The following is a 25,985-nucleotide window of genomic DNA, read 5'->3' on the forward strand; positions in this document are numbered from 1 at the left end:
GCCGGGGCCAGGGCGACCCCCGCCCGATGGCGGGTGGTCAGGCGTCGACGCGGCCGGCGAAGTCGTAGCCGGCCTCGTCCACGGTCTCGGCGAGAGTTGCGTTGAACGCCTCGTCCGGTACGGCGGCGGTTGTCACGGTGACGAGCCCCGTGCCGATCTCGACGTCCACGGCGATGACGTCGTCCAACGCCCCGACGGCTTGGGTGACGACTCCCTGGCAGTGCGCACTGCCGACGCCGTCGACCTTGTAGACGGTCCTGGTCTGGGCGACGGTGTGGCAGGTTCCCTCGGGCCCCCCTGGGGGTATCTGGCAGCTCCATGTATACCCCCCACCCGTATGTAGTGCAAGAGTGTCCGCCGTGCGGGTAATACCCAGTAGGGGTATGATGAAGTGCATTGAGTCGCCTCAGGGCAGACAAGAGCCAAGGAGCGCGGATCACCAAGAGCTTCGCCGACTTCACACCACGCGGCGGCGAAGGGCTCACCCTCGGAGCCGCTCTACCGCCGCCCTGTCCTCCCCGTCGAGGTCACCGCCATCCTCGCGACCGCGACACCCGCCACCTCCGAAGCCACGCATGATCGGCAGCGGCATCCTTCGCTGCACGACCTCGGCCCCGGTGAGGAAATCTCCTGCTACGCCGCGCCTCCCCTCCAGCGCTGATGCAGTCCGCCGTCCGCGCGTTGTCGACAGCGCCTCCCGGGGCCTTGGCCCGCCGGGCCTTCACGCCTGCTCCATGGGGCGGCAGGGGCCGAGTCCCGGAGAAGGTGCCGCAGGACCCGGCAGAGGAGCAGGCCACTGATCGTGAGCAGGAGCAGGCCGGCGGCTACGGTGATGTCGGCGGCCGTGGATGCCGGGGCGGCGAGGGCCTGAGCGGTGCCGCCCGCGGCCAGGACGGCGGCGGTGGTCAGGGTCCACAGGCTCACCTGGGCACGGGACATGGCGTCATCCCCCCATCAGGTGCTGGGCCGCAGGGGTGACGGCCTCCAGGATCGTCAGCACGACCATGAAGGCGACGACGGCCGCGCCGAGGATCATCGCGACCGGGCGGCGGCGCCAGTGACGTTCCGGGCCGCGGTCGACGAACGGGAGAATGATCAGCAGGGCGAACAGGACTCCGGCGCCCCACAGGATGCCGGACAGGCCGATCCAGTTCTCCAGGGTGAACAGCCACCAGTACATCCACGGCGGCTTGGTGACCTCGATGCCCTCCACGGGGGTCGAGCCGATACCGGGCGGGAAGACGATGGCGAGGACGCTGAGGACGGACAGCAGCACCAGGCCCAGAGCGCCGATGCGGCGCAGATGGTGGGTGAACGGCTCGAACGACTCCCCGGACTCGGTCGGGTTGTCCGGACGCGGCGAGACGCCGTGCCGTTTCACCAGCAGGGCGTGCAGCACCAGCAGCGCGAGGATCAGCATCGGGATCAGCGACACGTGCGCCATGTAGAGGCGCACCAGGAGCGGGACCTGGCCGGAGAAGTCGGAACGGAACCAGAAGCCGAGACCGCCCAGCAGTTTGCCGATCTCCAGGTTGTGGCTGAGGGCCTCGTAGCCCTCCTGGTCCCACTTCAGGACCGTTCCCGTGAACATGGCGCCGATGATCAGCGCGAACATACCCACGCCGATGAGGTAGTTGCCCTCGCGCGGGCGCTTGTACGAGCCGGTGAGGTAGATGCGCAGCAGGTGCAGGATCGCCAGGACGTACATGGCTTCGGCGGCCCAGTAGTGCAAGCCGCGCAGGTACTTGCCGAGGTACACGCCGCGTACGAGATGGCGTACGGACTCGTTCGCGAAAGCCGGGTCCGGGTTGTAGAACTGGGCCATCACGATGCCCGTGGCGATGAGGATCAGCAGGCTGACTGCGGTCAGGCCACCGAGGCTGTAACCGATGGTGTTGGCGTGCGAGGGCACCGGGTACTGAATGGCCCTGATGCCCAGACGCTCGTCGACGGCTTCCATAAACCGCCGTGTCCTGCTTGCCTGTTGGGGTTGCTCGGACTTGCTTGGCGGCTCGGTCGGCGACGGCGCCGGTTCCATGCGGGTCATGACGTGCCTCCCCCACGGGTGTTGTGCGGGCGGACCCGGATCGCGAGGACGACGCCTGCGGCCCCTGCGGCGGCACTGGCGCCCAGCAGCCCCCAGTCCCCGGCGTGCAGCGGACCGCGGCCGGGCAGCGGGTCGGCGACGACGAGCGTGCCGGTCTCGGCACCGGTGATCGGCAGCGGGCTGTTGATCGGCACCGGGTCGGCGGGGGTGGTGGCCAGGCGGGCGCCGATGGACCGCTCCAGCAGGACGCGGGTGGCGGTGAGGTCGCCGGACTTGAACGCCTGCTGGGCCTTGCGGACGTAGGCGAGGTCGACGTGGGAGGTGTCCTTGGCCTCCAGCGAGTCGTTGATCTTGTCCTCGATGTCCATCGAGTCGTGCGGCCTCGTCACCAGGTAGGCGATGCCCTGGCGTACGAGGTCGAAGGCCCGGTCGCTCCCCTCGCCGTCGTGCGCGAAGGCCGCCGGGCCGGACAGGGTGAGCAGGCCGGCCGCCAGCAGACTGGCGGTGGCGGTGCGGGCGAGCGCCGCGGGGCGCCGGTTCGGTGCAGGAGTGTTGTGCGGCCGGGTGGAGGGCGGGGCCTTGCGGCGGCGGGGAGCGAAGCGCGGGGTATCTCCCGCGTAGGCGTCCCACTCCGGCCCGAACTGGCGCACCACTTCCCGCACTTCGCTGCCGGCGAGGCGGGCGTAGACGTACACCAGGACCGGGAACATGATCAGGACGGGGATCGTGGGCCACTGCAGCAGGAACCCGATCATGACGAGCACGAAGCCGTCGTACTGCGGTTGCCGGACGTGGGCGTAGTGGCCGGTGGTGGCGAGCCGGTCGTGCTGGGCGGCCTCGTGCAGCACCTTCCAGACGGCGGCGATCAGCCAGAAACCGGCGCCGATGGCGACGTAGCTCGCCAGGTGGAAGGGGCTGAGGTGGGGGTCGTACTTCCAGCCGATCAGGTCGTTCAGGAAGAAGCTCGTGGCGAAGGCGATGAACAGCAACGTGTTCAGAACGACCAGCGGCCACGGGCCGTAGGCAGGGTCAGCCATGACGGCCTCCTCCCCGCATGCTCGCGTGCCGGGTGGTGCCTGGGGGCCGCTCGCCGTGGGCGAGCCGGCTCATGCGGGCCTGGTGCTCGGCCGCCGTGATGCGGCCGTGCAGCAGCAGGGCGGTGCTTTGCCGCTCGACGGCCTCCAGTGCGGCACGGCGGCCGCGCAATCGGGCGAGCGGCGGGCAGCGGGACACGCACGGGGTGACCAGGCGGACGGTGTCGTAGACGAACCAGGTCAGCATCGCCGCCCCGAACAGCAGGGTGATCACCGCGGACATGGCCCGGCCCCTTGTTTTCTGACCCGGCCGGTCAGGTCCGGCCGGTGCCGTACGGCGGACGGTCGTGCTTGGTCAGCGGGTGGTCCTGCGGGCGGTCATCCAGGTGGTTCTGTCGAGAACCGTGACCGCCGTGCGCGCCACCGTCGCCGTGCATGCCGCGCATCATGAACATCATCATCAGCGGGCAGGCGAGAGCGATCGCCAACAGGAGGATCGTGCCGACCGGCACGCCCAGAGCCAGGACGCCGACCACGGCGATCGCGATCGCGACCGCGTACAGGCCGTAGTTGCGCTGATGGGTGCTCATCACGGGCCTCCTAGGAGTGTGCCCGTCGGATTGCCGTCGGGTGCCGGTCAGCGCTTGCTGAGCGAAGGCCCGCGGCCGGTGTGCAGAACGGCCATGCGCCGGTTGTACTCGTCCTCGTCGACCTCTCCGCGGGCGAAGCGCTCCGCGAGCAGCTGCTCGGGGCTGGGTCCGGAGGGCGGAGGGACGGACGGTGTCCCGGTGCCGTCCGACCGGGCCAGGGCCCGGAAGAGCAGAACACCGAGCGCGATGATCACGGCCCAGAAGAGGATCATGCCGGCCGACATCGCGAACCAGCCCCATCCGCTGACATCGTGGTCGTACCAGAACATCACGGTGATCACCTCGTCGCGGGCCACGGGACGCGGCTCTGGCGCCTGCGGGCTGCCCGGTGCCCTCACCCTCACCGTGCCCCTCCGCCCCCAGGCAGGTCATGGGCCGAAGCGGCCAGCGCATCTGGGCCATTGGTCCCTTACCCGGCGGGTGTCCGGAGAAGGCCGGGCCCGTAGCGCCCGCCCTCACGGCCTTGACCTGCGCCCTGCCGGTACGCTCGGCGCGCGTACCGGCAGGGCAAGGCGCGGATGTGGCGGCCCTGACACCTCCGGCAGTTCGAGGGACTTCCCGGGCACTGGAGGCGCGTGCGGGGGATCAGGATTGGTAGGCCACCAGCGCCATCATGCCGGCCTCGCCGTGGTAGGCGTTGTGGCAGTGGAGCATCCACTGTCCCGGGTTGTCGGCGTCGAAGAACACCGACACCGTCTTCTTCGGCAGGACGATTGTGGTGTCCTTGCGCGGTCCGCCACTGCCGAGCTGGTAGGTGTGGCCGTGCAGGTGCATCGGGTGCCACATGGTCGTGGTGTTGACGAAGTCGAGCCGGACCCGCTGGCCCTGTTCCACGATGATCGGACGGGCGGTCGGGTCGTTCATGTCGAACCGTCGGCCGTTGATGGCCCAGTTGTACATCATCATGCCGCCGGTCAGTTCGATGCGGTGGACTTGGTCGGCCTTCTTCGACGCCAGTCGGACGTCGTCCGCCGCGTTCAGCTGCGATGCGGCCATGAGCATGCCGTCCAGTTCGGTCGGACGGACGGCTGCCTCGGGTGTGCTGCCGGAGCCGGTGCGGATGACGGCCATGCCGGTGGCGTTCTTGCCCTCGGCCAACGCCACCAGGGGGAAGACGCCGTCGTCCAGGGTGACGAGGACGTCGTAGCGTTCGCCCATGCCGATCAGCAGGGCGTCGACCTGCTGGTGCCGGACGGGGAAGCCGTCGGTATGGGTGATGGTGAGCTTGTGGCCGCCGAGCGCGACGCGGTAGGCCGTGTCGCTGCCGGCGTTGATCAGGCGCAGCCGGACGCGCTTGCCGGGCTTGCTGCGGAAGACTGCCGGGTCGGCCGGAACGCGTCCGTTGACCAGGTGATACGGGTACTTGACGTCGCCGGCGTCGCCCCCGAGCAGTGGGCTCTCGGCGCCCGTCAGCATGAATTTCGTGCTCGTGCTTCCACCGGAGGGCGAGGCGGAGGGGGAGCTGGTCGTGCCGTCCATACCGCTCATGTCCATGCCGCCCATGTCTCCCATGTCGTGGCTCTCGTGACCGGACGAGCTGGAGGAGCTGTTGGAGCCTTCGCCCATGTGCATCCCGCCCATGCCCTGCCGCAGCTCGGCGAAGACGTCGTCCGGGGTGCCGGTGACGCCGTCGAGCCAGTCGTCGAGGACGACCACCCACTCGTCGTCGTACGACAGGGGCTCCCTCGGGTCCTCCACGATCAACGGCGCGTACAGGCCCCGGTCGAGCTGGACACCGACGTGCGGGTGGAAGAAGTAGGTGCCGGGCGCGTCTGCGGTGAACCGGTAGGTGAAGTTGCGTCCTGCCCGGACGGCGGTCTGGGTGGCCGGCGGTGCGCCGTCCATGTCATTGCGCAGGGCGATGCCGTGCCAGTGGACGGACGTGGCGGTCTGGTTCGGCAGCTGGTTGGACAGCGTGGCGGCCAGCGTGTCACCGGCCGAGACGCGCAGTTCCTTGCCCGGAATCCGCCCGTCGAAGGCCCAGGTCCGGGCCGTGACCCCGGCGCCCAGGCTGACCATTGCCTGTGCTGCCGTCAGGGTCAGCTCGTGGGTCCTGCCGGTCTTGGTGCGCTTCTTGTCCGTGGCGGCGACGGCCGAACCGGAGGGGCTGATCAGGGCAGGCGTGCTGCTGGAGCTGCTGCAGGCGGCGAGCGCGCCCGCGCCGGCGACGCCGAGTCCGGCCAGCAGGACGGAGCGGCGGTTCATGCTGTTCACAGAGGTGTCCTTCTTCTCGATATCGCTTGTGTTCGACGCGTGTGCGGACGGCTGAGCGCACAGGTGAGTGCGCGCAGGCGCGGGCGCGGTCTACAGCAGCAATCGAGAGAGAACGGAAAGGTCCGGTGGCGCCCGGCCCGTGGTGCCCGGGACGTCCCGGCCGGCGGCTGTTCCGGCAGGGGCGGCTGGAGCGCAGCCGGTGGACGCGTGGTGGGGCGGCACGAGCTTCGTGCCGTCGACCCCGGCGACGGCACAGTGCTGCATCACCGTGCCGGAGCACGCCCCGGCATCGTCGTGGATCGCGGTCGGGCCTGTGGCGAGCGACGGCATGGCGTGGTCGCTCGCGTGGACGGAGAGCGTCGGCCTGGCCGTGTGGCCCATGCCCGCCATGGCCCGGGCGGGCGACAGGTGCGTGATGGCGGCGGGCGTTTCGTGGTGCACGAGCACCACGAGCGCCGCCATCAACGCGATGACAGCAGCACGTGTCCACTGCAGCGCGGCGCCGTGAGCGCCGTCTGGCCGGTGGTCGGCTGTCGTCATGGCTTCCGTCCGTGCTGACGTGGAACAGGTGATCGCCGCCAATATACCCCGGAGGGGTAATAGTGCGATGGGAGCGGAGAGGGTGACAGACGCACCGCGGTGGTGGCTACAGACGCAGTGCGCGGGGCAAGGTGCCGGTGAGTTCTGAGAATTTCTCCTCGGTCTGGGTGGGATCGGTGCGGGCGGCGTTGGTGACACGGGCGCGTACGTGGTCGTCGGGGAGGCCGAGGGCGACTTCCTGTAGGGCACGGCCGTCGGCGGTGATCTGGGTGAGGACGTCGATGCAGGCGCGGTCGTCAATGACCATGCGGGAGATGCCGCCCATCTGGCATTCGATCTTGGTCAGGCGGGCCAGGCGGTCGGCCTTGTGGCCGGCGTGACCAGGCGCCCGGGTGTGCTGCTCGTGAGCGTCGCGCGGGGTGGCAGCGGTGGTCATCGATGTTCGCCTCCCTCGCACGTGCCGCCGGTGGTGGTGCGGGCGGTGTAGCGGTCGGGGGCGGCGGCGAAGGTGGCGGCGCAGTGGGCGGAGCAGAAGTAGTAGGTGCTGTGCGCGGTCTGCCGGTGTTCGGGGGCGGTCGCCTTGTCCATGTGCATGCCACACACAGGGTCCGCGACCAGGGTGTTGCTGTTGTCCTGGGAGGCGGGGTGGTGCTGCCGCTGGCCTGCCGTGGTTGGTGTGCTGCTGGTCGGGTCTCGGTCGGCGGCGGACTCGACATGGGGCTGGACGCGGGCGGGCCGGGTGTCGGGCAGCGGCGGGGTGTGCCAGCGGCGCAGCCGGGAGGCGTTGGTGACGACCGACAGGGAGCTGAGTGCCATGGCTGCGGCGGCGATGATCGGGCTGAGGCGGATGCCCCACAGTGGATACAGGGCGCCTGCGGCGAGTGGGATGCCGACGGCGTTGTAGACGAGGGCGAAGAACAGGTTCTGCCGGATGTTGCGCATGGTGGCCCGCGACAGCCGGATCGCGGTGACGACCCCGCCGAGCGAGCCGGAGATCAGGGTGATGTCGGCGGCCTCGATGGCGACGTCGGTGCCGGTGCCGATGGCCAGGCCGACGTCGGCGGCGGCCAGGGCGGGGGCGTCGTTGATGCCGTCGCCGACCATGCCGACGGTGCGGCCCTCGCCCTGCAGGCGGCGGATCTCGTCGGCCTTGTGCTCGGGCAGCACCTCGGCCAGCACCCGGCCGATGCCGACCTGGGCGGCGATCGCGGCGGCGGTGCGGGTGTTGTCGCCGGTGAGCATGACGACGTCGACGCCGAGGTGCTGGAGGGCGGCGATGGCGGCGGCGGAGTCGTCCTTGACGGTGTCGGCGACGGCGAGCACGCCTGCGGGCCGTCCGTCCACCGCGGCGAGGACGGGGGTCTTGCCCTCGGCGGCGAAGGCGGCCGCGACGGGGGTCAGGGCGGTGGTGTCGATGCCGACGTCGTCCAGCAGCCGGGCGGTGCCGACCAGGACGGCGTGTCCGTCGGCGGTGGCCTGGACGCCCTTGCCGGTGACGGAGTCGAAGCCGGTCGCTGTGGGCGGGTGAAGGCCGCGGTCGCGGACGCCGGTGACTATGGCCTGCGCGAGCGGGTGCTCACTGTCGGCCTCGGCCCCCGCGACCAGCCGCAGCAGTTGCGTCTCGTCGAATCCGCCGACGGGGTGGACGTCTGTCAGGACGGGCTTGCCCGCGGTGACCGTGCCGGTCTTGTCCAGTACGACGGTGTCCAGCTTGTGCGCGGTCTCCAGGGCTTCGGCGGAGCGGATCAGGATGCCGGCCTGGGCCCCCTTGCCGGTGCCCACCATCACCGACAGCGGCGTGGCGAGGCCCAGCGCGCACGGGCAGGCGATGATCAGCACCGCGACCGCCGAGACCAGCGCCAGGGTCAGCGCCGGGGATGGGCCCAGGGTGAACCAGATGGCGAAGGTGCCGATCGCGACAGCGATGACCGCGGGGACGAAGTACGCCGATACGGCGTCGGCGAGCCGCTGGATGGGGGCCTTGGACGCCTGTGCCTGCTGCACGAGGCGGATGATCTGGGCGAGCATCGTGTCCGCGCCGACCTTGGCCGCCCGCACCCGCAGGGATCCGGTGCCGTTGACGGTGGCGCCGATGACCGTGTCCCCGGTGTGCTTCGTGACCGGCATCGGCTCGCCGGTGACCATCGACTCGTCGACCGCGGAGGAGCCGGAGAGCACCTCGGCGTCGACGGGGATCTTCTCGCCGGGCCGGATGACGAGTTCGTCTCCGACCACGACGTCCTCGACGGGGATCTCCCTCTCGGTTCCGTCCCGGACGACGCGGGCCGTGCGGGCCTGCAGGCCCAGCAGGGCACGGATGGCCTCGCCGGTGCCGGCCTTCGCCCGGGCCTCCAGCAGCCGTCCGAGCAGTATCAGGGTCAAGATCACGCCGACGGCCTCGAAGTAGACCTCCCGCACGTCCTCGGGCAGCAGGCCGGGGGCAAGGGTGACCAGGAGGCTGTAGCCGTAGGCGGCACTGGTGCCGAGGGTGATCAGTGAGTTCATGTCGGCGGCGCGGTGGCGCAGGGTCAGCCAACCCGTCACATGGATCGGCCACCCGGTGTAGAACATCACCGGCGTGATCAGCGCCAGCTGCAGCCAGTGATTCAGCATCCAGGAGGGCACCCAGTTGGCGCCGAACAGTTCGTGTGCCATCACCGCGAACAGCACGGGGGCGGTGAGCACCGCACCCACCAGGACTCTACGGGTGAGATCCTTGATCTCCGCCTGCCGCTCGGCGACGTCCGCGGCCTCCGACTCGGCCGCCGTCCGTTCCTCACCCGCCGGCGGTCCGCCGGCCGCACGAGGAGGCGCGGCCGTGCCGCCGTGGCCGTCCGGGGCGGGCGGTGCGGAGCCTTCCACAGGTTCGACCAGCAGCGTTCCGTGGATCATGTTCATGCCGCAGTCGAAGCCGAACGAGCCCGGACGGTCGGGGTTGAGCCGCACGGTGGTGCGAGTGTGGGCGGGCAGGCCCGCCCCGACCTTCAGGTCGGGAAAGACCACACGGGAGGTGCACTCGCCGGCCTCCTGCCGGTCGAAGACCAGCTCGACCGGGATGCCTTGGCGGACCTTGACCAGGTCGGGGCTGTAGCCGCCCCGCACCGTCACCTCCACCCGCTGCACCCCGCCTTCCAGCCGGGCGGCACCGGCGCGGCGTGGTCCGAAGAAGTACCAGCCGAGCCCGGCGATCAGCACGGCCGAGGCCAGGACGACGACGACTTCGAGGGCACCCATGGGCTGCTCGCCTCCCTTGTCCGTTCGCTTTCCAGCCTGCGCCCGGCTACCCCCACCTGGCAGGGGCGCAATGGCCCACCGGCCTGGGACCATCCGGCCCCGGACCACCACGACGGGCAGCGGGACGCTGCAGATGAAGGCGAGGGCCGCTGGCTGCCCCTCCGTATCCGGCCACGTCACAGGGCCGAAACAGGTGAGTGGCGATGATGTTCTGGTACGACCACGACGTCAGCGGCTGAGGCGGGTCCGCGATGTCGTCCGGCATGATCCTTTTCTGGGCGCTGGCCATCACATTCGCCGTGCTGCTCTTCCGCGCCCTCAACCGGTCCCAAGCGAGCTCCGCTACTCCGGCTGCAGGTTGCCGTGGACAAGGCGGAGTGCGGATGCCGGGTCCATGGCGCGTGTGACGGTCCGTCCTACGACGACATGTGAGGCGCCCGCGGCAATGGCAGCCCGTGGTGTTCCGGGACGGGCGTGCTCACCAGGGGAATCGCCGGGCAGCGCAACCCCAGGGGTGACGATCAGAGCATCGTCACCCAGCAGTCCCCGCAAGGCCGAGACTTCCTGTGGCGAGGCGATCACGCCGTGGCATCCAGCTTGCTTGGCCAAGCCGGCCAACCGGAGGACCTGGCTCTCAGTGGAAACACCGACACCGATGTCGGCGAGATCGGAGTCGGTCATGCTGGTGACGACGGTCAGAGCGAGGACGCGAAGCTCCGGGAAGTCGCGAGCCGCATCAACAGCGGCAGCCATGATGCCCGTGCCTCCCATGCTGTGCACGGTCACCATGCAGACGCCGAGGGCTCCCGCCGCACGCACGGCACCGGCAACGGAGTTCGGTATCTCGAAGAGCTTGAGGTCCAGGAACACTTCCTTGCCCCGGGCGACGAGGTCCTTGATGAACTCAGGCCCAGCCGCTGTCAGGAGCTCCAGTCCGACTTTGTAGTAGCGACACTCGTCGCCCAGCTGATCGACGATGTCCTGAGCGGCCGCGCGGTTGTCGCAGTCCAAGGCGAGGATGATCTGACTGGTTGGCTCCATGCCGCCATTGTGATCTCCTCACGCGAAACGCCGCTCAGGGGCCTCCTCTTGCCGGCCGACGCACTCCATCGAGCGTCGCCCTGCTTCCCGGCGATCGACCCTCCGCAGGTTAGAGGCTGCGGCTGCGTAGATCACAAGCAGGAACGGTTGTTGGCGGATCTGTGGAACCACCCCGCTCGTGTGGCCCTGGAATTGTTGGCGAGGGTAGGAACAGCGGCTTCCCGTGCCGCACGAAGTGTCGGCTGCATGTCCCGGGCTGCTGGGCTTCGACGACGAGGGATGATCCCCTCATGGACAGAGTTGTTGATCTCGACGAAGCGGCTGCGCTGCTGGTGGGCCGAGTCGCGCACTGGAGATCGGCCGGCCTTGAAGTCGGAGAGATGACCTGGAGGGATTGGGAGGCGGAGTGGCCCCAGCCTCTGGAGACCGACAGAGCTCGGGTGAACGACCCCGACTCACTCAGGGTGCTCATCGCCGGTGCGGCGGAGGCTGAGCTGTCGGTCGTTCTGTTTCGCGGTGGCTGGGCTGACGTGGACTTCTTCGACGGCCGCGCCGATTTCGTCTCTCTGCCAGCCTCGGACATCGCCTCAGCACGGGACTTCGCAGCCCGGATGGATCAGTGGGTGGTGCGAGTCTTCGGGTCCCTTGGGAGCGTTCTGTGAATGCTGGTCCGTCAAGGTTCGGCTGATCGACTGTTGCTCGGCGCGGGCTCAGGTGATGGCAACCTCACCTTGTACAAGGGGGAGGCAGGGGACACGGCTGGGGCTGCCGAACCCCTCGCCGACCTGCTCGCTGACCGGATACGGGTGCTGGGAGAGGACCACCCCGAGACCCTCATGACCCGCAGCCGCCTCGGCCACTGGCAGGAGCAGGCAACAAAGAACGATCATTCTGCCAGTTGGTCAAACAAAGGGAGACGCGGCTGAGTTCGGCCATTGGAGATCGAATCAGCTCGACAGGCTTTCACCTGGGAACGTAGAAGGACCACCTCCCGGCGATGGACGCGGGACGGCCGCTGGTCACCTGGTCCACCCTGCGCTGGGGCCCGGCGTCGCCGCCCGTCCATCCGGTGCCGGGTCGTCTGGTGTCAGAACCCCCACGGGCTGAGTTCGACGATGGCTGCGAACAGGTGCCCCCAGACGTCCTGCGCGGGCGCGTCCTCGTTCACCGAGAGCGGTTCAAGGGCAGCAACTTCGCTCAGGAAGTCCCGCTTGCCGTACTCGCCCGGGTACGGGTTCCAGCAGGCGCCCATGAACCGGTACACGGTCTCCAGCAGCCGCACGAAGGTCTCGGTGTCCCGGGCGAAGGGGAACGGCCCCTGGCCGTTGCGAACCATCGACACCGCGCCCGTCTCGGGGTGGACGAGCACCCGGCCGGTGTCGGCGTACGCCAGCTCGAAGGTGCCCAGGTGCAGCAGGCCGTTCTCGTCGGGCTCCAGCCCGTGTGCCTTCCCGTCGTTCCAGGCCAGGGTGAACGAGGCGACTCCTGCGGCGAACCACGTCGGCAGCCCCGCAGTGACGGCCAGCTGTCGTGTGGGCGCGTGCGTCAGCGCGGCGGGCAGTTGATCCTGGGTCAGCAGTACCCTCCCGTCCGTATCGAACGCCTCCTCAAGGCGGGCGGCGTCCAGGGGAGCTTCGGCTGCCGTCGGCCCTGTGAACCACGGCTCGCCCGCACCCCAAGAGACGGCCTCGGAGCCCGTCGGCCCGTCGGCCGCCGCGCCGTTGCGCTCCAGGACCACGACGCCGCGCGGCTCGAAGAACATGACGCGGCCGCCTCCGAGGGGCGCGGGCTCCTCCCAGGTGTCGGGCTGGTGGAGGCCTTCGTCGTGGTCCGCGTCGAAGAGGACCGGCCCCTCGACGGGAGCGTCGTAGGGCCGCTCGGCGAACTCGCCGTCGGCGGGGGCCGAGATGCGTTTGCCGGTGGCCGGATCGAGCCAGTGCTCCTGGGTCCACTGCGACCACAGCTTCAGCAGGAGACGGCCGTCCGGCGCCTCGTGGACCTCGACGTTGGCGTCCCCGCTCAAGTTCGGCTTGGCCCGGTAGGCACCGACCGGCCGCCACCAGGCCCAGACGGTTCGCCACGGCATGCCCGGCTCGGCTTCGGCGACCAGGTCGGCGTAGGCGTCACGGCCCAGGACCTTCGCGCCGAAGTGCAGCCACGAGGCGAACTCCGCCCGCGGCACCTCAGCTCCGTCGAGGATCGTGACCGCCTGGGCGTAGGCCTCGCGGCCCACTCCACCACCCGCGGCGGGCAGGTCCCGAACGCCCTCGGGGCCGGCGGCGAGCAGAGCCGCGGGGGAGGCGAACAGCGTGTCAAGATCGTCGCGAGTCATACGGACATGCTGCCAGCCGCCACTGACAGCATTGTCCCTAGGAACGGGGCGAGCCGGGCCGGGCCGATGGGGAGCGGTAGAGCGACGCGGCGTTCTGGCGCCCAAGACCCGCGCCCTGATCCGAACGCGGCTGTCTAGCGCCGCCCGGGAGCCCACCAAGGAGCAGCGGGGCCCTCGGGATCGTTCAGGACCGCTGAAGACCGAACCGCACCCCCGCACCCAGCGTCGCCGCGACGCCGAGCTCCGGCTCACCCACGACGTCGACGTCAGCGCCTCGGCGGACGGCACGCCGCACCTGGTGGCGCTGTCTTTCGACTGGGATGGCGAATTGGCCACCGAGACCGACTGCCCGAGCGGCAGGAACGTGACCGACACCTGGACCACCCGGCTGGTTCTTGACCACACCCAAGACATGTCCGTGATCGATGGCGAGGTAGAGGTCCTCGCGATCGACGAGCAGCCGCAGGAGCAGGGCGACCGGCTCGCCGCACGCTCCGGCTTCGATCCGCGCACGCTGACCACGCCATGCCGCAGGTACCGCATCACCCCGCGCCGCATCCAAGCCTGGTGCGAGGAGAGCGAACTGCGCGACCGCCCGCTGATGTGCGACGGCCGTTGGGCGATCTGACGCTCCTGCCAGGCGCACCAACCGGCAGGAGCGTCAGATCGATGGGAATGCAGTGAGAGCCCGTTGCATGGATGACCGCGGACATACCGGTGGCGAAAAGTTGATCACGGGGCCGAGATGTGAAGGAGCGTCAGGACGTTGTCGTGGAGCCGCACGGAAGATGCCGCTTCCTGATCACACGTCACTCAATCTGAAACTCTTGACAATTACTCGGGATCAGGCCACCGGCAAGCGTGGTAAGCAGTTGCCACAACGCCCGTGACTGACCGGCAGGAATGGCTCAAGTCGCTCCCACTCCACATCCGTCAGATCACCCAGCCCCATCCGTTGATCTTGTGTGGGTGTCCCTGGCTTTGGCCGGGGAGGTAAGCGCATCCTCGACCCGGAGGCGCGTGGCGCCGGGGTTCGCTGGGTTGTCAGTGGCTTGCTCTATGTTGATCACACAGTGGCTGAAGGGGGGCTGGGTGATTCGTGCGTACAAGTTCCTCATGAGGCCCACCGTGGGTCAGCAGGGCGCGCTGGCCGAGATGCTGCGTGATCACTGTTTGCTCTATAACGGGGCGTTGCAGGAACGCCGCGACGCCTACCGGCACGCCTTGAGGACGACGGTCCGGTACGGGCAGCAGTCCGTCCAGCTCAAGGACATTCGTGCCTTCGATGCGGAGTGTCAGGGCCGCTGGTCGTTCTCTTCTCAGCAGGCTACTTTGCGCCGTCTGGACAAGGCGTTCGCCGCGTTTTTCCGACGTGTGAAGGCTGGTGAGAAGCCGGGGTATCCGCGTTTTAGGTCGGGCAGGCGGTTCGACACCGTGGATTTCCCCAAGGACGGTGGCGAGTGTCGCTGGGATGCCACCCCGCATGATCCCGTCACCCGGGTGCGCCTCCAAGGCGTTGGACACGTCAAGGTGCACCGTCACCGGTCCGTGGTCGGCAAGGTCAAGACGGTCTCGGTCAAGCGCGAGGGCAGGCGCTGGTATGTCATCCTGACCGCCGAGCAGACCCCACCCGAGCCGCTTGCGGTGACCGGCGCGGTGGTCGGCATCGACATGGGCATAGCCAACTTCCTCGCCACCTCCGACGGCGACTTCATACCCAACCCGCGTCACGGGGCCAAGGCCGCCGCGAAGCTGGAGTCCTCCCAGCAGGCGCTCAGCCGGTGCAGGCGCGGCAGCAAGCGCCGCCGTAAAGCTGTGGAGAGGGTGGCCCGGCTGCATCGCAAGGTCCGCCGCCGGCGCCTGGATCACGCCCATAAGACCGCGCTCGAGCTGGTGCGTGAGCACGATGTCATCGCGCACGAGGACCTCAAGATCCGCAACATGAGTAAGGCTCCCGCGCCGAGGCCGGATCCCGGAAAGCCGGGCGGTTTCCTGCCCAACGGGGTGGCGTCAAGGGCGGGCTCAACCGTTCGATCGCTGATGCCGGATGGGGGGTGTTCCTCCAGATACTCACCGCCAAGGCAGCATGGGCCGGACGGGAAGTGATGGCTGTTAACCCCCGCAACACCTCCCGGCGGTGCCCCCGGTGCGGGCACACCGCCAAGGAGAACCGGCCCACCCAGGCAAAGTTCCACTGCGTCGCATGCGGCCACAACGCGCACGCGGACACGGTGGGAGCCCTGAACGTTCTACGGGCCGGGCTGGCCCGTCGCAACGCCCAACCGGCATAGCGAGAAACCCCCTCATGAGGGGGAGGAGTCACGGAAGTGTCCTCGTGGAGCAGGGGGCGAGCCGGTGTGGCCCGCCCCGTTGTCAGATGTGATGCCTCATGGTTCAGAAGGGCTTGGTCGGCAGGTACTTGCCGTCCAGGGTGATGACGGCGCGCTCGCCGCCTTCGGGGTCGGCGACCTTCTTCACGTCGAGCTTGAAGTTGATCGCGGAGATGATGCCGTCCCCGAACTGCTCGTGGACCAGTGCCTTCAGGGTGGTGCCGTAGACCTGGAGCATCTCGTAGAAGCGGTAGATGGTCGGGTCGGTGGGGATGCCGCCGGGGATCGAACCGCGGGTGGGGATCGTCTGGAGCAGCATTGTCGCGTCCTGGTCCAGGTCCAGCAGCTCGGTGACGGCCTTCGCGGACGCTTCGGGCAGGGCGTGCTGGCCCAGGACGGCGGCGGTGGTGAAGGCTACGGACAGCCCGGAGACGTCGGCGATCTGCTGCCAGGAGAGGTTCTTGCGGGTCTTGGCCTCAACCGCGGCGGCGGCGAGTGCCTGGCGGGCGGTGGGATCGAACTGGGCGTGCACCATGAGAAGAGATCCTTTTCTGGGGGTGCCGGTCCGCGCGGGAAGGCGTACCGGCAGGTTGTTGGGAGTGGTGGTCCCGGGCGCCAGGCTGCACACGGGACCGTGTCAGCGGCTCGGGGGAGGGGAGGTGCGGGCCGGGCCCTCGTCAGGACGCGAGGGCTGCACCCGTGCCGACGGCGTCGAGTCGTTCGATGCGCCCGGTGGCGATGTCGAAGACCCAGCCGTGGAGCGTCACCCTGTCCTCCGCGAGCGCCCGGGCGACAGAGGGGTGGGTGGCCAGGTTTGTCAGTTGGGCATAGACGTTCTGGCGCACCAGGGCCGCTGTCTTCTGTGGGCCTGCCGCCATGTCGGCAGTGCGGGCCATGGCGGCGTCCGCGTGTCGCAGCCAGTCGGCGACCACGGGTGCGCCGCTGAGGTCGTGGCCCTCGGCCAGGGCTGTCATCGCGCCGCAGGCGGAGTGCCCGCAGACGACGATGTCGCTCACGCCGAGCACGGCGACGGCGTACTCGATGCTCGCCGTGACTCCGTTGGCGCCGGGGCTGTAGGCGGGGACGAGGTTGCCGGCGGTGCGGATGACGAACAGCTCGCCCGGCTCGCCCTGGGTGATCAGCTCCGGTACGACACGGGCGTCCGAGCAGCCGATGAACAGCGTGTGCGGCGTGTGATGTGCGGCCAGGTGGGCGAAGAGGTCCGCCTTGGCCGGGAAGACGTCCTGTTGGAAACGCGCGACGCCGTCGGCGAGGTTGGGCATGGGGTCACTCCCTTCGGTGGCTGCCGGCCCCGTGGGCTGGCGACATCTACCATGTATGACCTTTGGCTATAGAGTCCAAGAGCTGATATCCATAACTGCTATTGGTCTCATCTATAGTTGCTTTTATGGCAACTCTGGAATTGCGTCACCTGCGCTACCTGCTCGCCGTGGCCGAGCACGGCAACTTCACCCGCGCCGCCGAAGAGCTGCACATTTCCCAGCCCACGCTGTCCCAGCAGATCAAACAGCTCGAACGTGCCCTCGATGTGCAGCTACTGGATCGCACCGGCCGTGCGGTACGACTCACGGACGCGGGCGCCGTCTACATCGACCACGCCCAGCGCGCACTGCGCGACCTGGCCGCCGCCGAACGCGCCATCCACGACGTCCAGGACCTCTCCCGCGGTCACCTGCGCCTGGGCGTCACCCCCACCTTCACCGCCTATCTCGTCGGCCCGCTCATCACCGAGCTCCACACGCGCCACCCCCGCATCGATCTGACCATGACGGAAACGACCCAGGACCGGATCGAAGCGGCCCTGCTCGCCGACGACCTCGACCTCGGCATCGCCTTCACCGGTCCCCATCCGCCCGGCATCACCGCGACACCGCTGTTCACCGAAACCCTCAGCCTCGTCACCGCCACCCAGCACAACCGGACACCGCCTGAACCCCTAGGCGTCCGGGCCTTGCAGGAAAGGCAACTCGCCCTGCTCAGCGGTGACTTCGCCACTCGCGGCCACATCGACGCCTACCTCGCCGACCATCGGGTCGCCCCCCGTATCGCGGTCGAAGCCAACTCCGTCCAGGCCCTCACTGAAATCGTCCAGCGCACCACGTTGGCCACAGTTCTTCCCGACGCCATCACCCACGACCACCCCCACCTCACCCCCATCCCACTCGACCCGCCCCTGCCCACCCGCACCGTGGCCCTCCTGCGGCGCGAAGGCGCCTACTGCAGCGCCGCCGGCAGAGCCTTCACCCAACTCACCCACAGCCTCGTCCGGACCCGTGGATACACCCGGCCTTCCTGACGTGCTCGCCGGTCCTCGTGGCTCGCTCGCGTATCCACGGCGCTGACGCATGGCTCCGTCGGCACCTCGGCCGCCGCCTTCGGGACATTCGGGGCCCGGTCCCAGGTGAAGAGGCGCACTGGCCGAGAATGCCGCACGGCCGGGCGCGCCATACGCTCGACATATGTCCGACGTCACGTCTGTCGGCGCCACAGCCGACGACCTTCCTGCACCGGCCGAGGGCCTGGTGCTCACGCACTTCCTCACGGTCAGTGATGTCCCTCGCTCGCGGGCGTTCTACGCCGACGTACTGGGCGGCAGGGTGGTGCTGGATGAGAACCCCTGCATCGTCAGGGTCGCCAACAGCTGGATCATCATGAATCCAGGCGGCGGGCCCACCGACGACAAACCCGATGTCGTCCTGCGCACACCGCAGGACCTCAACACCGTCTCCAGCTTTCTGAACGTACGGGTGGCGGACATCCACGACTTCTACGCCACGGCGAGCGCCAAAGGGGCCGAGTTCCTGACCCCGCCCATCGACCGCCGCGCCGAGTTGCGCTGCTACATGCGCGATCCGGACGGCTACCTCATCGAGGTGGGCCAGGCCACGGGGCTGCTCAAAGGCATTCTGGCGCGTACCAGCACCGAAACCTGACGACGGCACCTCATCAGGTAGGCATCCCTGATGCCGCACGACCAGACCCCAGGCCTTGAACCGACCGCCACTCCCATCGGAGCGGGCTGCGTGCAGTGCATGGCCGGCGACGGACCGGGGTGGTGGTTCTACCTGCGGCGCTGCGCGGCGTGCGAGCACATTGGTTGCTGCGATGCATCACCCTCGCAGCACGGAACGAAGCACGCGCGCGAGGCGGGACACTCCTTCCTGACCAGCTTCGAACCGGGAGAGAGCTGGTTCTGGAATAGCGAGACCGACCAGTACTACGAGGGGCCGGAGCTGGCCCCGCCCACCGTGTACCCGGCCTCGCAGCCCACTCAGGGCCCCCGGGACAAGGTCCCCCGCGATGGGGAGAGGCAGCTCCACTGACTGCGCTCGATCGTTGGACTTTCCGGTCCGGGAGTCAGATCTGCCGGACCGGGTCCGTGATGCCTCCGGGGCACGCGAGCGCCGCGATGTCCCATCCGGCGCGTCCGGCCCCGGCCCGGTAGGCGCTTTCGTAGAAGGTGAGGACGGCGGCTCGGGGATCGGTCTCGACGCGGGCCGCGTCGTAGCGCAGCACGGCCAGGTGGCTGTCGCCGCGCGTGAACCACCGTGCGGATGCGGGGCTGAGCGGCTCCCCGGCCAGGCCGGCGGGCTCGGGGGCGGTGTACGAGTAGAAGGCGGGCTCGGTGAAGGTGTCGTCGCCGAACCAGAAGCCGAAGCTGATCACTTCCCGGGAGTACGCCTCCCGGGTAACGGGATCGACCTGCCTGGGCTGGTCGATCTGTCGCCCGGAGAACCGGCTGTGGGCGATGTCGAAGGTGTGCCAGAAGTGGTGCACCGGGCTGCTCTTTCCGGAGTAGCCCGCCGCGAACTCCTCCAGCACGGACGCCACCTGGCTCAGGACCCGCCAGTAGCGGTTGGCGGCCACGGGATCGTAGGTCGCGTGCTCGGTGTCCTGGGCGAACGGCCGGTCGGCGTCGGGCAGGTCGAAGGGCCGGGGAATGGCGATGTCCACCCGGACGCCCAACGCCGTCAGAGCGTCCAGGGTCGTGTCGTGGAAGGACGCGACGGACTGGCCCGGAAGCGGGAGGGACCGCTCGCCGCCGTCCAGCGTCGAGACGACGAGCCGGTGGTCGACGAAGTCGAAGTCGATCGTGAAGATCGGATTCCCGTCGACCTGACCCATCGGGCGCGTGGTGATGCCGCGTCCCGTGACATAGAACGGGACGTTCCACCAGTGGTTGCGTCGGGCGCTCGCCGCCAGGCGGATCTTGCCGACGATCTGTGCGAAGCGGTGCAGTGTCTCCTTGGTGTCCCGCCACTCTGTCAGTGGCATCGGGGGGAACAGCTCCATCACGCTCCCATGATGACCCTGTGGGCGGCGTCCGGCACCCGCGCCGGGGGCGGAGGGAGCGGTTCGGTCCTCGGCCACCAGAGCCTGCCTGGTCGCGTGCAGCACCTCGCTCCGGAAGGGGGTCGGGCTGCGGCGCTGCATGACCGGCATCAGCACGAGGAGGGCGAGGCACCTTCCGACGCCGACCCGATTTCCTCGTGGACGTGCCTCAGAACAGACGAGGCACGACAGCGGCTCGACCGGGCCCTCGATGACCTTCGCCCGGGGCAGGGGCGCCCCTGAGGAATCGTCGAGGCCGCATGTGACCATCGGCCTGCCTTGGTGACAACTAACGCGCTTCGGCTCATCGGACATGAAGATCACGATCTACGGCTGGAGTACTGGACGGGCGCCAGTTTGAACTGATGGTTGTTCCCGTGGGAGCAGCCGGACTGGACCGGTGCGCTGTCGAGGAGATGAGAAGGACGTAGCCGTCGCTAGATTCTGCATCGAAATCGAGGCGACGAGCCTTGTCCGTACTCGGCAGACTGCAGACATGTCCACCGACGTGAGCGGGATGATCGAGTGCAGACCTCTGGCCCGAATCTGGGGCGAGGACGACGAGGATGCGGTTTGGCACGCCGCCATCGACCTCTTCCTCCTCAACACCGGCAACGCCTATGACGCACTCGCCTGCCTCTTCGGTGTTCGCAACTCCTTCGGGTTCCAGCCGCTGGCCGAAGACCGTGGCCTGCCGGACGACGCCTCGGAGCGGCTGCGGGCCCGTTTCAACGCGTGGGGCGGGCCACAGGACGCACACGGAACAACGTGGATCAACTGGGTCGAGCTGGCAGCTGCCAACTGGGACGAGACCGATGGGACCGGCACGCGCAGCCGCAGTACGGTCGCCGGGTCGGGGACCCACTGGGCGCCGGTCTGGGACGTGATGCGGACGCTTGCCGAGCTGCATGGACCAGAACACGTGCGACTCGTGGTCTGGTTCGACTGATTGCGTATTTCCGTCCCCCGACACAGCTTGACTTCTCCATTGGGAAGCCGCTGTCGACCGATAGTTGGCCATCGAGGATCCGAACTGCATGGACGAGTCTGATTTGGGAGACCGAAGGAGTGCCGTCCTCGCTCCGACTCTGGTCACTGGATTCCGGTGGCCATGGTGACCATGTGTTGATGACCGGCGCGTCGGGCTCGTGCTGCCGCCAGGCCTCATTGAGGCGTGCGAGCCGGTCCGCGGCAGCGACGCCGCGCAAGGACGTGACCTTGCCGTCGCTGACTTCGAACGCCACGGCGCCCACGACCCGGTCGTCGATCACTGCGATGACGGCCGGGGAGCCGTTGAACGGTGCGATGTGGATCGCGGGGGAGCCGCCGGCCAGCCGCCGCATCCGCTGGGGAGGCCGAGCGGCAGCCTGATCAGTCGCTGACATTGAACGTTGCGCATGCCTCGACGCCGAGTTCGGCGAGCGCGGCACGGAGCCGATCCAATGCGAGGCCAGGGTCCAGACTCGCCTCGATCTCCACGTCGAGGTGGCAGCGTCCCATACCGATGCCCGCTCCAGTGATGTCGTCGTCGGGGCCCAGCACGGCTTCCAACGCGTCCTCGACTTCATCGCGATCGATCGGCAGACCGGTGAAGACGATCTCAACGAACACCGCGCTCCTCCCCTCCGATCCGGCGAACCATGCCGGTCACCGTACTAAGCGATCTTTCAGAGCTGGGAGTTGCCTCCTGTGCAGTTCGCCGCCGCTCCGGAGACGGTCATCTCCGTGGAGACCACGCGCGCTCGGGAACTACGCATGTAGTCTGGCATCGGAGGGGGGACCAATGCTGATCGACTTCGTTCCCGACAGGAGTCTGTACCCTTTCGAGTCGCGCTGGTTCGACTCGTCCGTGGGCCGGGTTCACTACATCGACGAGGGGGCCGGGCCGCCGCTCCTGTTCTGTCATGGCGCTCCGACCTGGAGCTTCCTATACCGTCAGATCGTGAAGGACCTGCGCGACCGGTACCGGTGTATCGCCGTCGACTACCTGGGTTTCGGATTGTCCGAACGTCCTGCGGGTTTCGGTTACACGATCGCCGAGCACACCGCGGTCCTCGGTGAGCTGATCGATCACCTGCAGCTCGACGGCTTCGTTCTGATGGGACAGGACTGGGGCGGGCCCATCGGTCTGGGTGCAGTCACCGCCCGCGCGGATCGAGTGAAGGGCATCGTGTTGGGCAACACCTTGTTCTGGCCGATCGAAGCGATGGCCAATCGGGCGTTCAGCATGATGATGAGCAGCCGCCCGATGCAGCGGCGGATACTCGAACAGAATTTCCTCGTCGAGCGCGTCCTGCTCGCAGAGCTGGGGTCAAAGCTCACCGCGGCCGAGGCCGACCACTATCGCACGGTGCAGCCCACCGCTGAAGCCCGACGCGGACTCACCGTGATGCCCAAGGAAATTCGCGCCGCGCGCCCCCTGCTGGACCAACTCGCCCGAGACGTGCCCGTCCTGCTCGGCGACAAGCCGACCCTGCTGGTGTGGGGAATGCGGGACATGGTGTTCCGTCCGAACGCTTGTATCCCGCGAATTCGTGACACCTTTACCGATCTCGACGTAGTCGAGCTGCCACGCGCGCGGCACTTCATTCAGGAACACGCACCTGACGCGATCGTGGAGGCGATCGCGAAGCGGTTCCCGTGACTTTGATGGACGAACGTCAAGCGATCCGCGCTGCACGGCGCATCGGGGCGCAGCCAGTGGCTCACGTCGACCGCGAGGACGAGCCGGCTGTCTGCGGCCTTGGGCTGCGGCAGCACCGCCAGCGCGCGGCGCAGCCCGTCCACGTTGATACGGCCGCAGTTCAGCGCGTCGTACAACTTGCCCTGCTCACACCGGTGTTCGACCAGCAGCGTCAGGTCGACCGGCGAAGTCACCGGCCCGTTCTCGCTCAACATCGCGTCCGTGAGCTCGAACAGCGTGTCGCCACGCCGGGTCAGACACGTATAGAAGTCGTCCCGGAAGCGTGACGTGAAGTCGAATGCGTCCCGCGCCGGGCATCGTGATGCAGCGAACTCACGTTCGCGGCCTTCGTATGAGCGTGGTTCTGTGGCGGAACGTATGATCATGCGAGGGCTGTCCGCCTGCCCGGCAGATCCCCGGACGAGTGAGCACGTACGAGGCGACATTCGACTGCAGAGGCGCTTAGTGAGACTCCGACGATGATCGAGATCCTCGACAACCTCGACATGCTGTCCAGGCCACGCCTCGACCTCGCGACTGTCGAGATGGGCGGAATAGCCCTGGGGACACCAGCCGCAAGCGTGCCACGCCGGAGCATTACCGAGGCCCAGTCCTCCGTGGTCGCCCGGTATCGCGGGGGGACCGACATCGACAGCGAGTACTACGACCGCGACGGGCGGCGCCTGACCCTCGACGAAGTCATCGACCACATTGCCCAGTCAGGCGGATTCTTGTACTGCGCCGACAAGCTCACCTACAAGGTTCGCGCCGGGACGGTCGTCGGCTTCGCGATCTACGGCCGGCATCTGTCCCACTTCGCCCACCTGACCTCGTACGAGGACTTCCTGGCTACGTTCGGCAGACCCGACCGGGCACATGCAGACGAGGCATATGGCGACCTCATGGGCTACAACAACTACTACTGGGGCGCGCAGAAGCAGGTGAGGTGGGACGCCTGGGACAGCCGTGTGAGCCTGATCAACCTGGGCGACTTCGAAAGAAACACAGGCCCGTGACCAGATGTGATTCAGGCAACGCGAGCGTGTTTCGGCGTGATCTTGATGGTGGCAGCCTGCCCGTAACGGAACGGCCGTAGCGAGGTTAAAAGACAAGCTGTCGTACGGCAGCCGTTGGCGCGGCGTGGGTAGCGGCTACTGAACTTGAATGCGTGATGTCGGTCAGTCGTCCATGATCGGGCCGGTGCATGCGAGGCAGCCGTCGACCAGGTCCGGGCGGTACTGGATCTGTAGCAGGTGTCGACCTACCCGGCTTCGACGGCGCGCCCGGGGCTAGGCGTTCGCGGGGCGCCAAAAACGAGGGCATCACCCCTGGTGGCAGACATATGATCGGGCCGATCGTCGGGTGGAAGCTGAGCGGGGCTGTCGGATTCAATTCGAAGGCGCCGGCGCTCGCGCCTGACGTTGCGTCCGAGTCGAGGAGGAGAGTTGGCTCTGCGGAAGAAGGGCACCCGCCTGATCACGGTCGATGGCGTGGCGTACCGGTGGCGTGTGTCCGGCGGGGCCGGTTGCTGCACAGGGTGCGCGTCGGGGCGGTTCGACTTCGTGGTTGAGCAGGCCGATCAGAAGGGCGCGGTGTTGATGGCGGCGACATCGGCCTTTCCCGTTGTTCCCTCCATCGTCGGGGCGGGAGTTCGCGCCGCGCTCGATCATGGGTGGCAGCCGGAGCGAAGGGGACCGGCTTTCCGATTGACCGGGCTGGTGTAGACCATCTCCCGGCCATCGGAGGCCCGCGATCGTAGGGCACGCGTGCCTACGGCCTCCCCTCCACCGCCGGCATCGTCGACGCCGTCATCCGCGAGCAGCAGGAGAACGCCGAACGAGTACGCCGACTGGCGGATGCCGGGCACGAACCCCAGGCAACCTGGGCGGCCGAAGGTTACCTGCAAGATCTCGGACACAAGTTGGCATGGAGCCGAGCCCACCGACATCTGTTCGAGTAATGCCTCATGCTGTCCGGTACCGGGTGGGGGGTGTGGCAGTTGGGAGGAGCCTGTGGTGCAGGAGCAGTCGTTCACCATTGTGTCGATCGGTCGGGTGGAGTCTCCGTTGCGGCGTCTGGAGGACGCGCCCCGGCAGGGCGACGAGGACGCGCCGGAGGCGGATCTCGTGTTCGTTCCGGCAGTCGTCGATGGACTGGAGGGCATTGGGGTGGGGGCTCGGCTGCTGGTGCTGACCTGGCTGGACCGTGCGGCGCGCGACGTCTTGACGGTGCGCCCGCGTGGGGATGTCTCCCGGCCCGTGACGGGAGTGTTCGCGACCCGGTCGCCGGATCGGCCGAATCCGCTGGGGCTGCACCAGGTTGTGGTTCTGGCCCGGGATGGTCTTCGGTTGCGGGTCAGTGGTCTTGAGGCGTTGGACGGGACGCCGGTGGTGGATGTTAAACCAGTTCTGGGTCCGGTCGGGGAACGGTAAGACGTGCCGGGTTGTGACATGTGTTGCGGCAGCTGTTGCGTCATGTGCTGCGGTTATAGGGCGCGACGTCTGTTGCGCGACCTTGAGATCCGCTCCCGTGTCGGTGCAGGTCACTACGCGGTTTTGGCGTGGTCGGGGTACTGGCATCCCCGTTGCGGCCGCTTTCGCCCATGTCCCTTGGCTGGGGTGAGGGAGAGAGGCCGGCGGCATGGGCGGCGCGGACGCCCCGGGGATCGGGGCGCGCTTGCTGGTGTTGCGCGTCGGCGGGACCGCCTCGCCGGTGCGCCGGCAGTGCAGCAGCCCGTGGGTGAGCAAAGGGTGGCTTCCTCCATCACTCCCAAGCGCACACCATCGAATCCTTGCCGGGAATGGGTCCCACTCTGGGCGCCGAGGTCATCGTCGCGGCCGGTGATCTAGGCTCCGATGCCGACGCAGGCCACCTCGCCTCCGCCGCCGGCCTCGTGCCCGTTCCTCGGGACTACGGGCGCCGCACCGGCAACCTGCACCGACCCCAGCGCTACAGCCGACGCCTTCGCCGAGGGTGCTATCTGTCCGCCCAGACCAGCATCATCCGCGAAGGCCCCAACCGCGACTACCACCTGAAGAAGCGAGGTGAGGGCTGCAAGCACGTCTAAGCCGTCATCTCCCTCGCCCACCGACGCGTCGATGTCTTACGAACCCTGCTCCGCGACGGAATGCCGTTCACCTTCCGTCCACCAGTTGTCGGATCGGTTTAACGGGGCATCACACCCCACCTGCCTGGCGATAGCGTGTGGCCCAACCAGGAAGGCGGGTCCAGTGGGCTTCGACGCAGAACGATCAGCACGCATCGCTGCCATGCGGGCAACCGCCCGGCCCGTGTGGGAGGCAACCGGCGACACGGATGCACTCCAGCAGTTCCTCAAGGACAACGGGTGCCACGGCGTGGAAGCCGTGTTCGTGACCATGGGCCTCTTGAACTGCGACCTTGCCGAAGCTCAGCGAGCCTTCTTCAACGCCCCATGCCGCGACGCCGAACGCCGGTTCCACAACCACGCCCTGGACCTGCTCGAGCAGGCAGCTGACACCGACACCTGACATCACCGGCGGCGGACC

General features: G+C 68.3%; 28 protein-coding genes and 3 pseudogenes. 13 read left to right on the top strand and 18 right to left on the bottom strand.

Features of this window, described 5'->3' with window-relative positions; all coding sequences use genetic code 11:
* Positions 1 to 37: 37 nt before the first annotated feature.
* The 12 genes from ACIRVH_RS39940 to pyrF all read right to left on the bottom strand — a co-directional run bounded on the left by ACIRVH_RS39940 (position 38) and on the right by pyrF (position 10,760).
* Entirely contained in the window at positions 38 to 397 is a 360-nt protein-coding gene (locus tag ACIRVH_RS39940; RefSeq protein WP_403964383.1) for a heavy-metal-associated domain-containing protein, read from the bottom strand.
* A 236-nt stretch (positions 398 to 633) separates the two neighbouring features.
* Positions 634 to 939, bottom strand: a complete 306-nt coding sequence (locus ACIRVH_RS39945) for a hypothetical protein (protein WP_403964385.1) — start codon at positions 937 to 939, stop codon at positions 634 to 636.
* A gap of 4 nt (positions 940 to 943) precedes the next feature.
* Positions 944 to 1,960 carry a cytochrome b N-terminal domain-containing protein gene (locus ACIRVH_RS39950; protein ID WP_403964387.1) on the bottom strand — a complete coding sequence of 339 codons (1,017 nt, stop codon included), beginning with the start codon at positions 1,958 to 1,960 and terminating at the stop codon, positions 944 to 946.
* Between the two features lie 83 nt (positions 1,961 to 2,043).
* Positions 2,044 to 3,084: a methyltransferase family protein gene (locus ACIRVH_RS39955; protein WP_403964389.1), complete on the bottom strand. Its 1,041-nt coding sequence runs from the start codon at positions 3,082 to 3,084 to the stop codon at positions 2,044 to 2,046.
* Complete coding sequence (locus ACIRVH_RS39960; protein WP_403964391.1) at positions 3,077 to 3,364, bottom strand: hypothetical protein; 288 nt, start codon at positions 3,362 to 3,364, stop codon at positions 3,077 to 3,079. Before ACIRVH_RS39960 ends, ACIRVH_RS39955 begins: the two co-directional genes overlap by 8 nt.
* A 31-nt stretch (positions 3,365 to 3,395) precedes the next feature.
* Positions 3,396 to 3,671 (bottom strand): hypothetical protein, encoded by a 276-nt coding sequence (locus ACIRVH_RS39965; RefSeq protein ID WP_403964393.1) that lies wholly within the window; start codon positions 3,669 to 3,671, stop codon positions 3,396 to 3,398.
* 47 nt (positions 3,672 to 3,718) lie between these two features.
* A complete protein-coding gene (locus ACIRVH_RS39970) occupies positions 3,719 to 4,000 on the bottom strand; it encodes an SHOCT domain-containing protein (protein WP_403964475.1) in 282 nt (93 codons plus the stop codon).
* A 316-nt stretch (positions 4,001 to 4,316) separates the two neighbouring features.
* Positions 4,317 to 5,945 carry a multicopper oxidase family protein gene (locus ACIRVH_RS39975; protein WP_403964395.1) on the bottom strand — a complete coding sequence of 543 codons (1,629 nt, stop codon included), beginning with the start codon at positions 5,943 to 5,945 and terminating at the stop codon, positions 4,317 to 4,319.
* Positions 5,946 to 6,035: 90 nt separating this feature from the next.
* Positions 6,036 to 6,485 (bottom strand): hypothetical protein, encoded by a 450-nt coding sequence (locus ACIRVH_RS39980; RefSeq protein ID WP_403964397.1) that lies wholly within the window; start codon positions 6,483 to 6,485, stop codon positions 6,036 to 6,038.
* Positions 6,486 to 6,591: 106 nt separating this feature from the next.
* Entirely contained in the window at positions 6,592 to 6,921 is a 330-nt protein-coding gene (locus tag ACIRVH_RS39985) for a metal-sensitive transcriptional regulator (protein WP_403964399.1), read from the bottom strand.
* Complete coding sequence (locus ACIRVH_RS39990) at positions 6,918 to 9,719, bottom strand: heavy metal translocating P-type ATPase (RefSeq protein WP_403964401.1); 2,802 nt, start codon at positions 9,717 to 9,719, stop codon at positions 6,918 to 6,920. The genes ACIRVH_RS39985 and ACIRVH_RS39990 overlap by 4 nt, the downstream gene beginning before the upstream one ends.
* Positions 9,720 to 10,061: 342 nt before the next feature.
* A complete protein-coding gene (gene pyrF / locus ACIRVH_RS39995) occupies positions 10,062 to 10,760 on the bottom strand; it encodes an orotidine-5'-phosphate decarboxylase (protein ID WP_403964403.1) in 699 nt (232 codons plus the stop codon).
* Positions 10,761 to 11,050: 290 nt separating this feature from the next.
* Between pyrF and ACIRVH_RS40000 the strand changes: the two genes are divergently transcribed.
* On the top strand, positions 11,051 to 11,422 hold the full coding sequence (locus tag ACIRVH_RS40000) for a hypothetical protein (protein WP_403964405.1): 372 nt from the start codon (positions 11,051 to 11,053) through the stop codon (positions 11,420 to 11,422).
* A 425-nt stretch (positions 11,423 to 11,847) separates the two neighbouring features.
* Here the strand turns inward: ACIRVH_RS40000 and ACIRVH_RS40005 are convergent, their stop codons facing one another.
* Positions 11,848 to 13,092 carry an SUKH-4 family immunity protein gene (locus ACIRVH_RS40005; RefSeq protein ID WP_403964407.1) on the bottom strand — a complete coding sequence of 415 codons (1,245 nt, stop codon included), beginning with the start codon at positions 13,090 to 13,092 and terminating at the stop codon, positions 11,848 to 11,850.
* Positions 13,093 to 13,390: 298 nt separating this feature from the next.
* Here ACIRVH_RS40005 and ACIRVH_RS40010 point away from each other — a divergent pair, with 298 nt between their 5' ends.
* Positions 13,391 to 13,720, top strand: coding sequence for a pyridoxamine 5'-phosphate oxidase family protein (locus tag ACIRVH_RS40010; protein WP_403964408.1), 330 nt, complete (start codon positions 13,391 to 13,393; stop codon positions 13,718 to 13,720).
* A 464-nt stretch (positions 13,721 to 14,184) separates the two neighbouring features.
* Positions 14,185 to 15,383, top strand: a pseudogene (locus tag ACIRVH_RS40015) (RNA-guided endonuclease InsQ/TnpB family protein).
* A 103-nt stretch (positions 15,384 to 15,486) separates the two neighbouring features.
* Here the strand turns inward: ACIRVH_RS40015 and cynS are convergent.
* Both cynS and ACIRVH_RS40025 read right to left on the bottom strand, forming a co-directional pair.
* Positions 15,487 to 15,957: a cyanase gene (cynS, locus tag ACIRVH_RS40020; protein ID WP_403964410.1), complete on the bottom strand. Its 471-nt coding sequence runs from the start codon at positions 15,955 to 15,957 to the stop codon at positions 15,487 to 15,489.
* 142 nt (positions 15,958 to 16,099) lie between these two features.
* On the bottom strand, positions 16,100 to 16,705 hold the full coding sequence (locus ACIRVH_RS40025; protein WP_403964412.1) for a carbonic anhydrase: 606 nt from the start codon (positions 16,703 to 16,705) through the stop codon (positions 16,100 to 16,102).
* A 125-nt stretch (positions 16,706 to 16,830) separates the two neighbouring features.
* Here ACIRVH_RS40025 and cynR point away from each other — a divergent pair, with 125 nt between their 5' ends.
* From cynR to ACIRVH_RS40040, 3 genes are all read left to right on the top strand, one after another.
* Positions 16,831 to 17,739, top strand: a complete 909-nt coding sequence (cynR, locus tag ACIRVH_RS40030) for a transcriptional regulator CynR (protein ID WP_403964414.1) — start codon at positions 16,831 to 16,833, stop codon at positions 17,737 to 17,739.
* A gap of 163 nt (positions 17,740 to 17,902) precedes the next feature.
* Complete coding sequence (locus ACIRVH_RS40035) at positions 17,903 to 18,376, top strand: VOC family protein (protein ID WP_403964416.1); 474 nt, start codon at positions 17,903 to 17,905, stop codon at positions 18,374 to 18,376.
* Positions 18,377 to 18,406: 30 nt separating this feature from the next.
* Complete coding sequence (locus ACIRVH_RS40040) at positions 18,407 to 18,766, top strand: UBP-type zinc finger domain-containing protein (protein ID WP_403964418.1); 360 nt, start codon at positions 18,407 to 18,409, stop codon at positions 18,764 to 18,766.
* Between the two features lie 34 nt (positions 18,767 to 18,800).
* On the opposite strand, the gene ACIRVH_RS40045 is transcribed toward ACIRVH_RS40040, so the two are convergent.
* The gene (locus ACIRVH_RS40045) at positions 18,801 to 19,736 is read right to left on the bottom strand and encodes a DUF5996 family protein (protein WP_403964477.1); all 936 of its coding nucleotides are present in this window, start codon (positions 19,734 to 19,736) and stop codon (positions 18,801 to 18,803) included.
* A 535-nt stretch (positions 19,737 to 20,271) separates the two neighbouring features.
* Between ACIRVH_RS40045 and ACIRVH_RS40050 the strand changes: the two genes are divergently transcribed.
* Positions 20,272 to 20,724, top strand: a complete 453-nt coding sequence (locus ACIRVH_RS40050; RefSeq protein WP_403964420.1) for a hypothetical protein — start codon at positions 20,272 to 20,274, stop codon at positions 20,722 to 20,724.
* A gap of 422 nt (positions 20,725 to 21,146) precedes the next feature.
* Here ACIRVH_RS40050 and ACIRVH_RS40055 read toward each other — a convergent pair whose 3' ends face one another.
* Positions 21,147 to 21,386 (bottom strand): hypothetical protein, encoded by a 240-nt coding sequence (locus ACIRVH_RS40055; RefSeq protein WP_403964422.1) that lies wholly within the window; start codon positions 21,384 to 21,386, stop codon positions 21,147 to 21,149.
* 172 nt (positions 21,387 to 21,558) lie between these two features.
* Here ACIRVH_RS40055 and ACIRVH_RS40060 point away from each other — a divergent pair, with 172 nt between their 5' ends.
* Positions 21,559 to 22,419: a haloalkane dehalogenase gene (locus tag ACIRVH_RS40060; RefSeq protein ID WP_403964424.1), complete on the top strand. Its 861-nt coding sequence runs from the start codon at positions 21,559 to 21,561 to the stop codon at positions 22,417 to 22,419.
* A gap of 5 nt (positions 22,420 to 22,424) precedes the next feature.
* Here the strand turns inward: ACIRVH_RS40060 and ACIRVH_RS40065 are convergent.
* Positions 22,425 to 22,715: pseudogene (locus ACIRVH_RS40065) on the bottom strand (transposase); the annotation flags it as partial.
* Between the two features lie 222 nt (positions 22,716 to 22,937).
* Between ACIRVH_RS40065 and ACIRVH_RS40070 the strand changes: the two are divergent.
* The 5 genes and pseudogenes from ACIRVH_RS40070 to ACIRVH_RS40090 all read left to right on the top strand — a co-directional run bounded on the left by ACIRVH_RS40070 (position 22,938) and on the right by ACIRVH_RS40090 (position 25,967).
* The gene (locus ACIRVH_RS40070) at positions 22,938 to 23,474 is read left to right on the top strand and encodes a hypothetical protein (protein ID WP_403964426.1); all 537 of its coding nucleotides are present in this window, start codon (positions 22,938 to 22,940) and stop codon (positions 23,472 to 23,474) included.
* Positions 23,475 to 23,903: 429 nt separating this feature from the next.
* The gene (locus ACIRVH_RS40075; RefSeq protein WP_403964428.1) at positions 23,904 to 24,182 is read left to right on the top strand and encodes a hypothetical protein; all 279 of its coding nucleotides are present in this window, start codon (positions 23,904 to 23,906) and stop codon (positions 24,180 to 24,182) included.
* 291 nt (positions 24,183 to 24,473) lie between these two features.
* Positions 24,474 to 24,890, top strand: a complete 417-nt coding sequence (gene tsaA, locus ACIRVH_RS40080; RefSeq protein WP_403964430.1) for a tRNA (N6-threonylcarbamoyladenosine(37)-N6)-methyltransferase TrmO — start codon at positions 24,474 to 24,476, stop codon at positions 24,888 to 24,890.
* Positions 24,891 to 25,213: 323 nt separating this feature from the next.
* Positions 25,214 to 25,627, top strand: a pseudogene (locus tag ACIRVH_RS40085) (transposase); the annotation flags it as partial.
* Positions 25,628 to 25,688: 61 nt separating this feature from the next.
* Positions 25,689 to 25,967 (top strand): hypothetical protein, encoded by a 279-nt coding sequence (locus ACIRVH_RS40090; protein WP_403964432.1) that lies wholly within the window; start codon positions 25,689 to 25,691, stop codon positions 25,965 to 25,967.
* The last annotated feature ends 18 nt before the right edge of the window (positions 25,968 to 25,985 follow it).

Source organism: Streptomyces sp. NPDC101165, assembly GCF_044768135.1.
GTDB lineage: Bacteria > Actinomycetota > Actinomycetes > Streptomycetales > Streptomycetaceae > Streptomyces.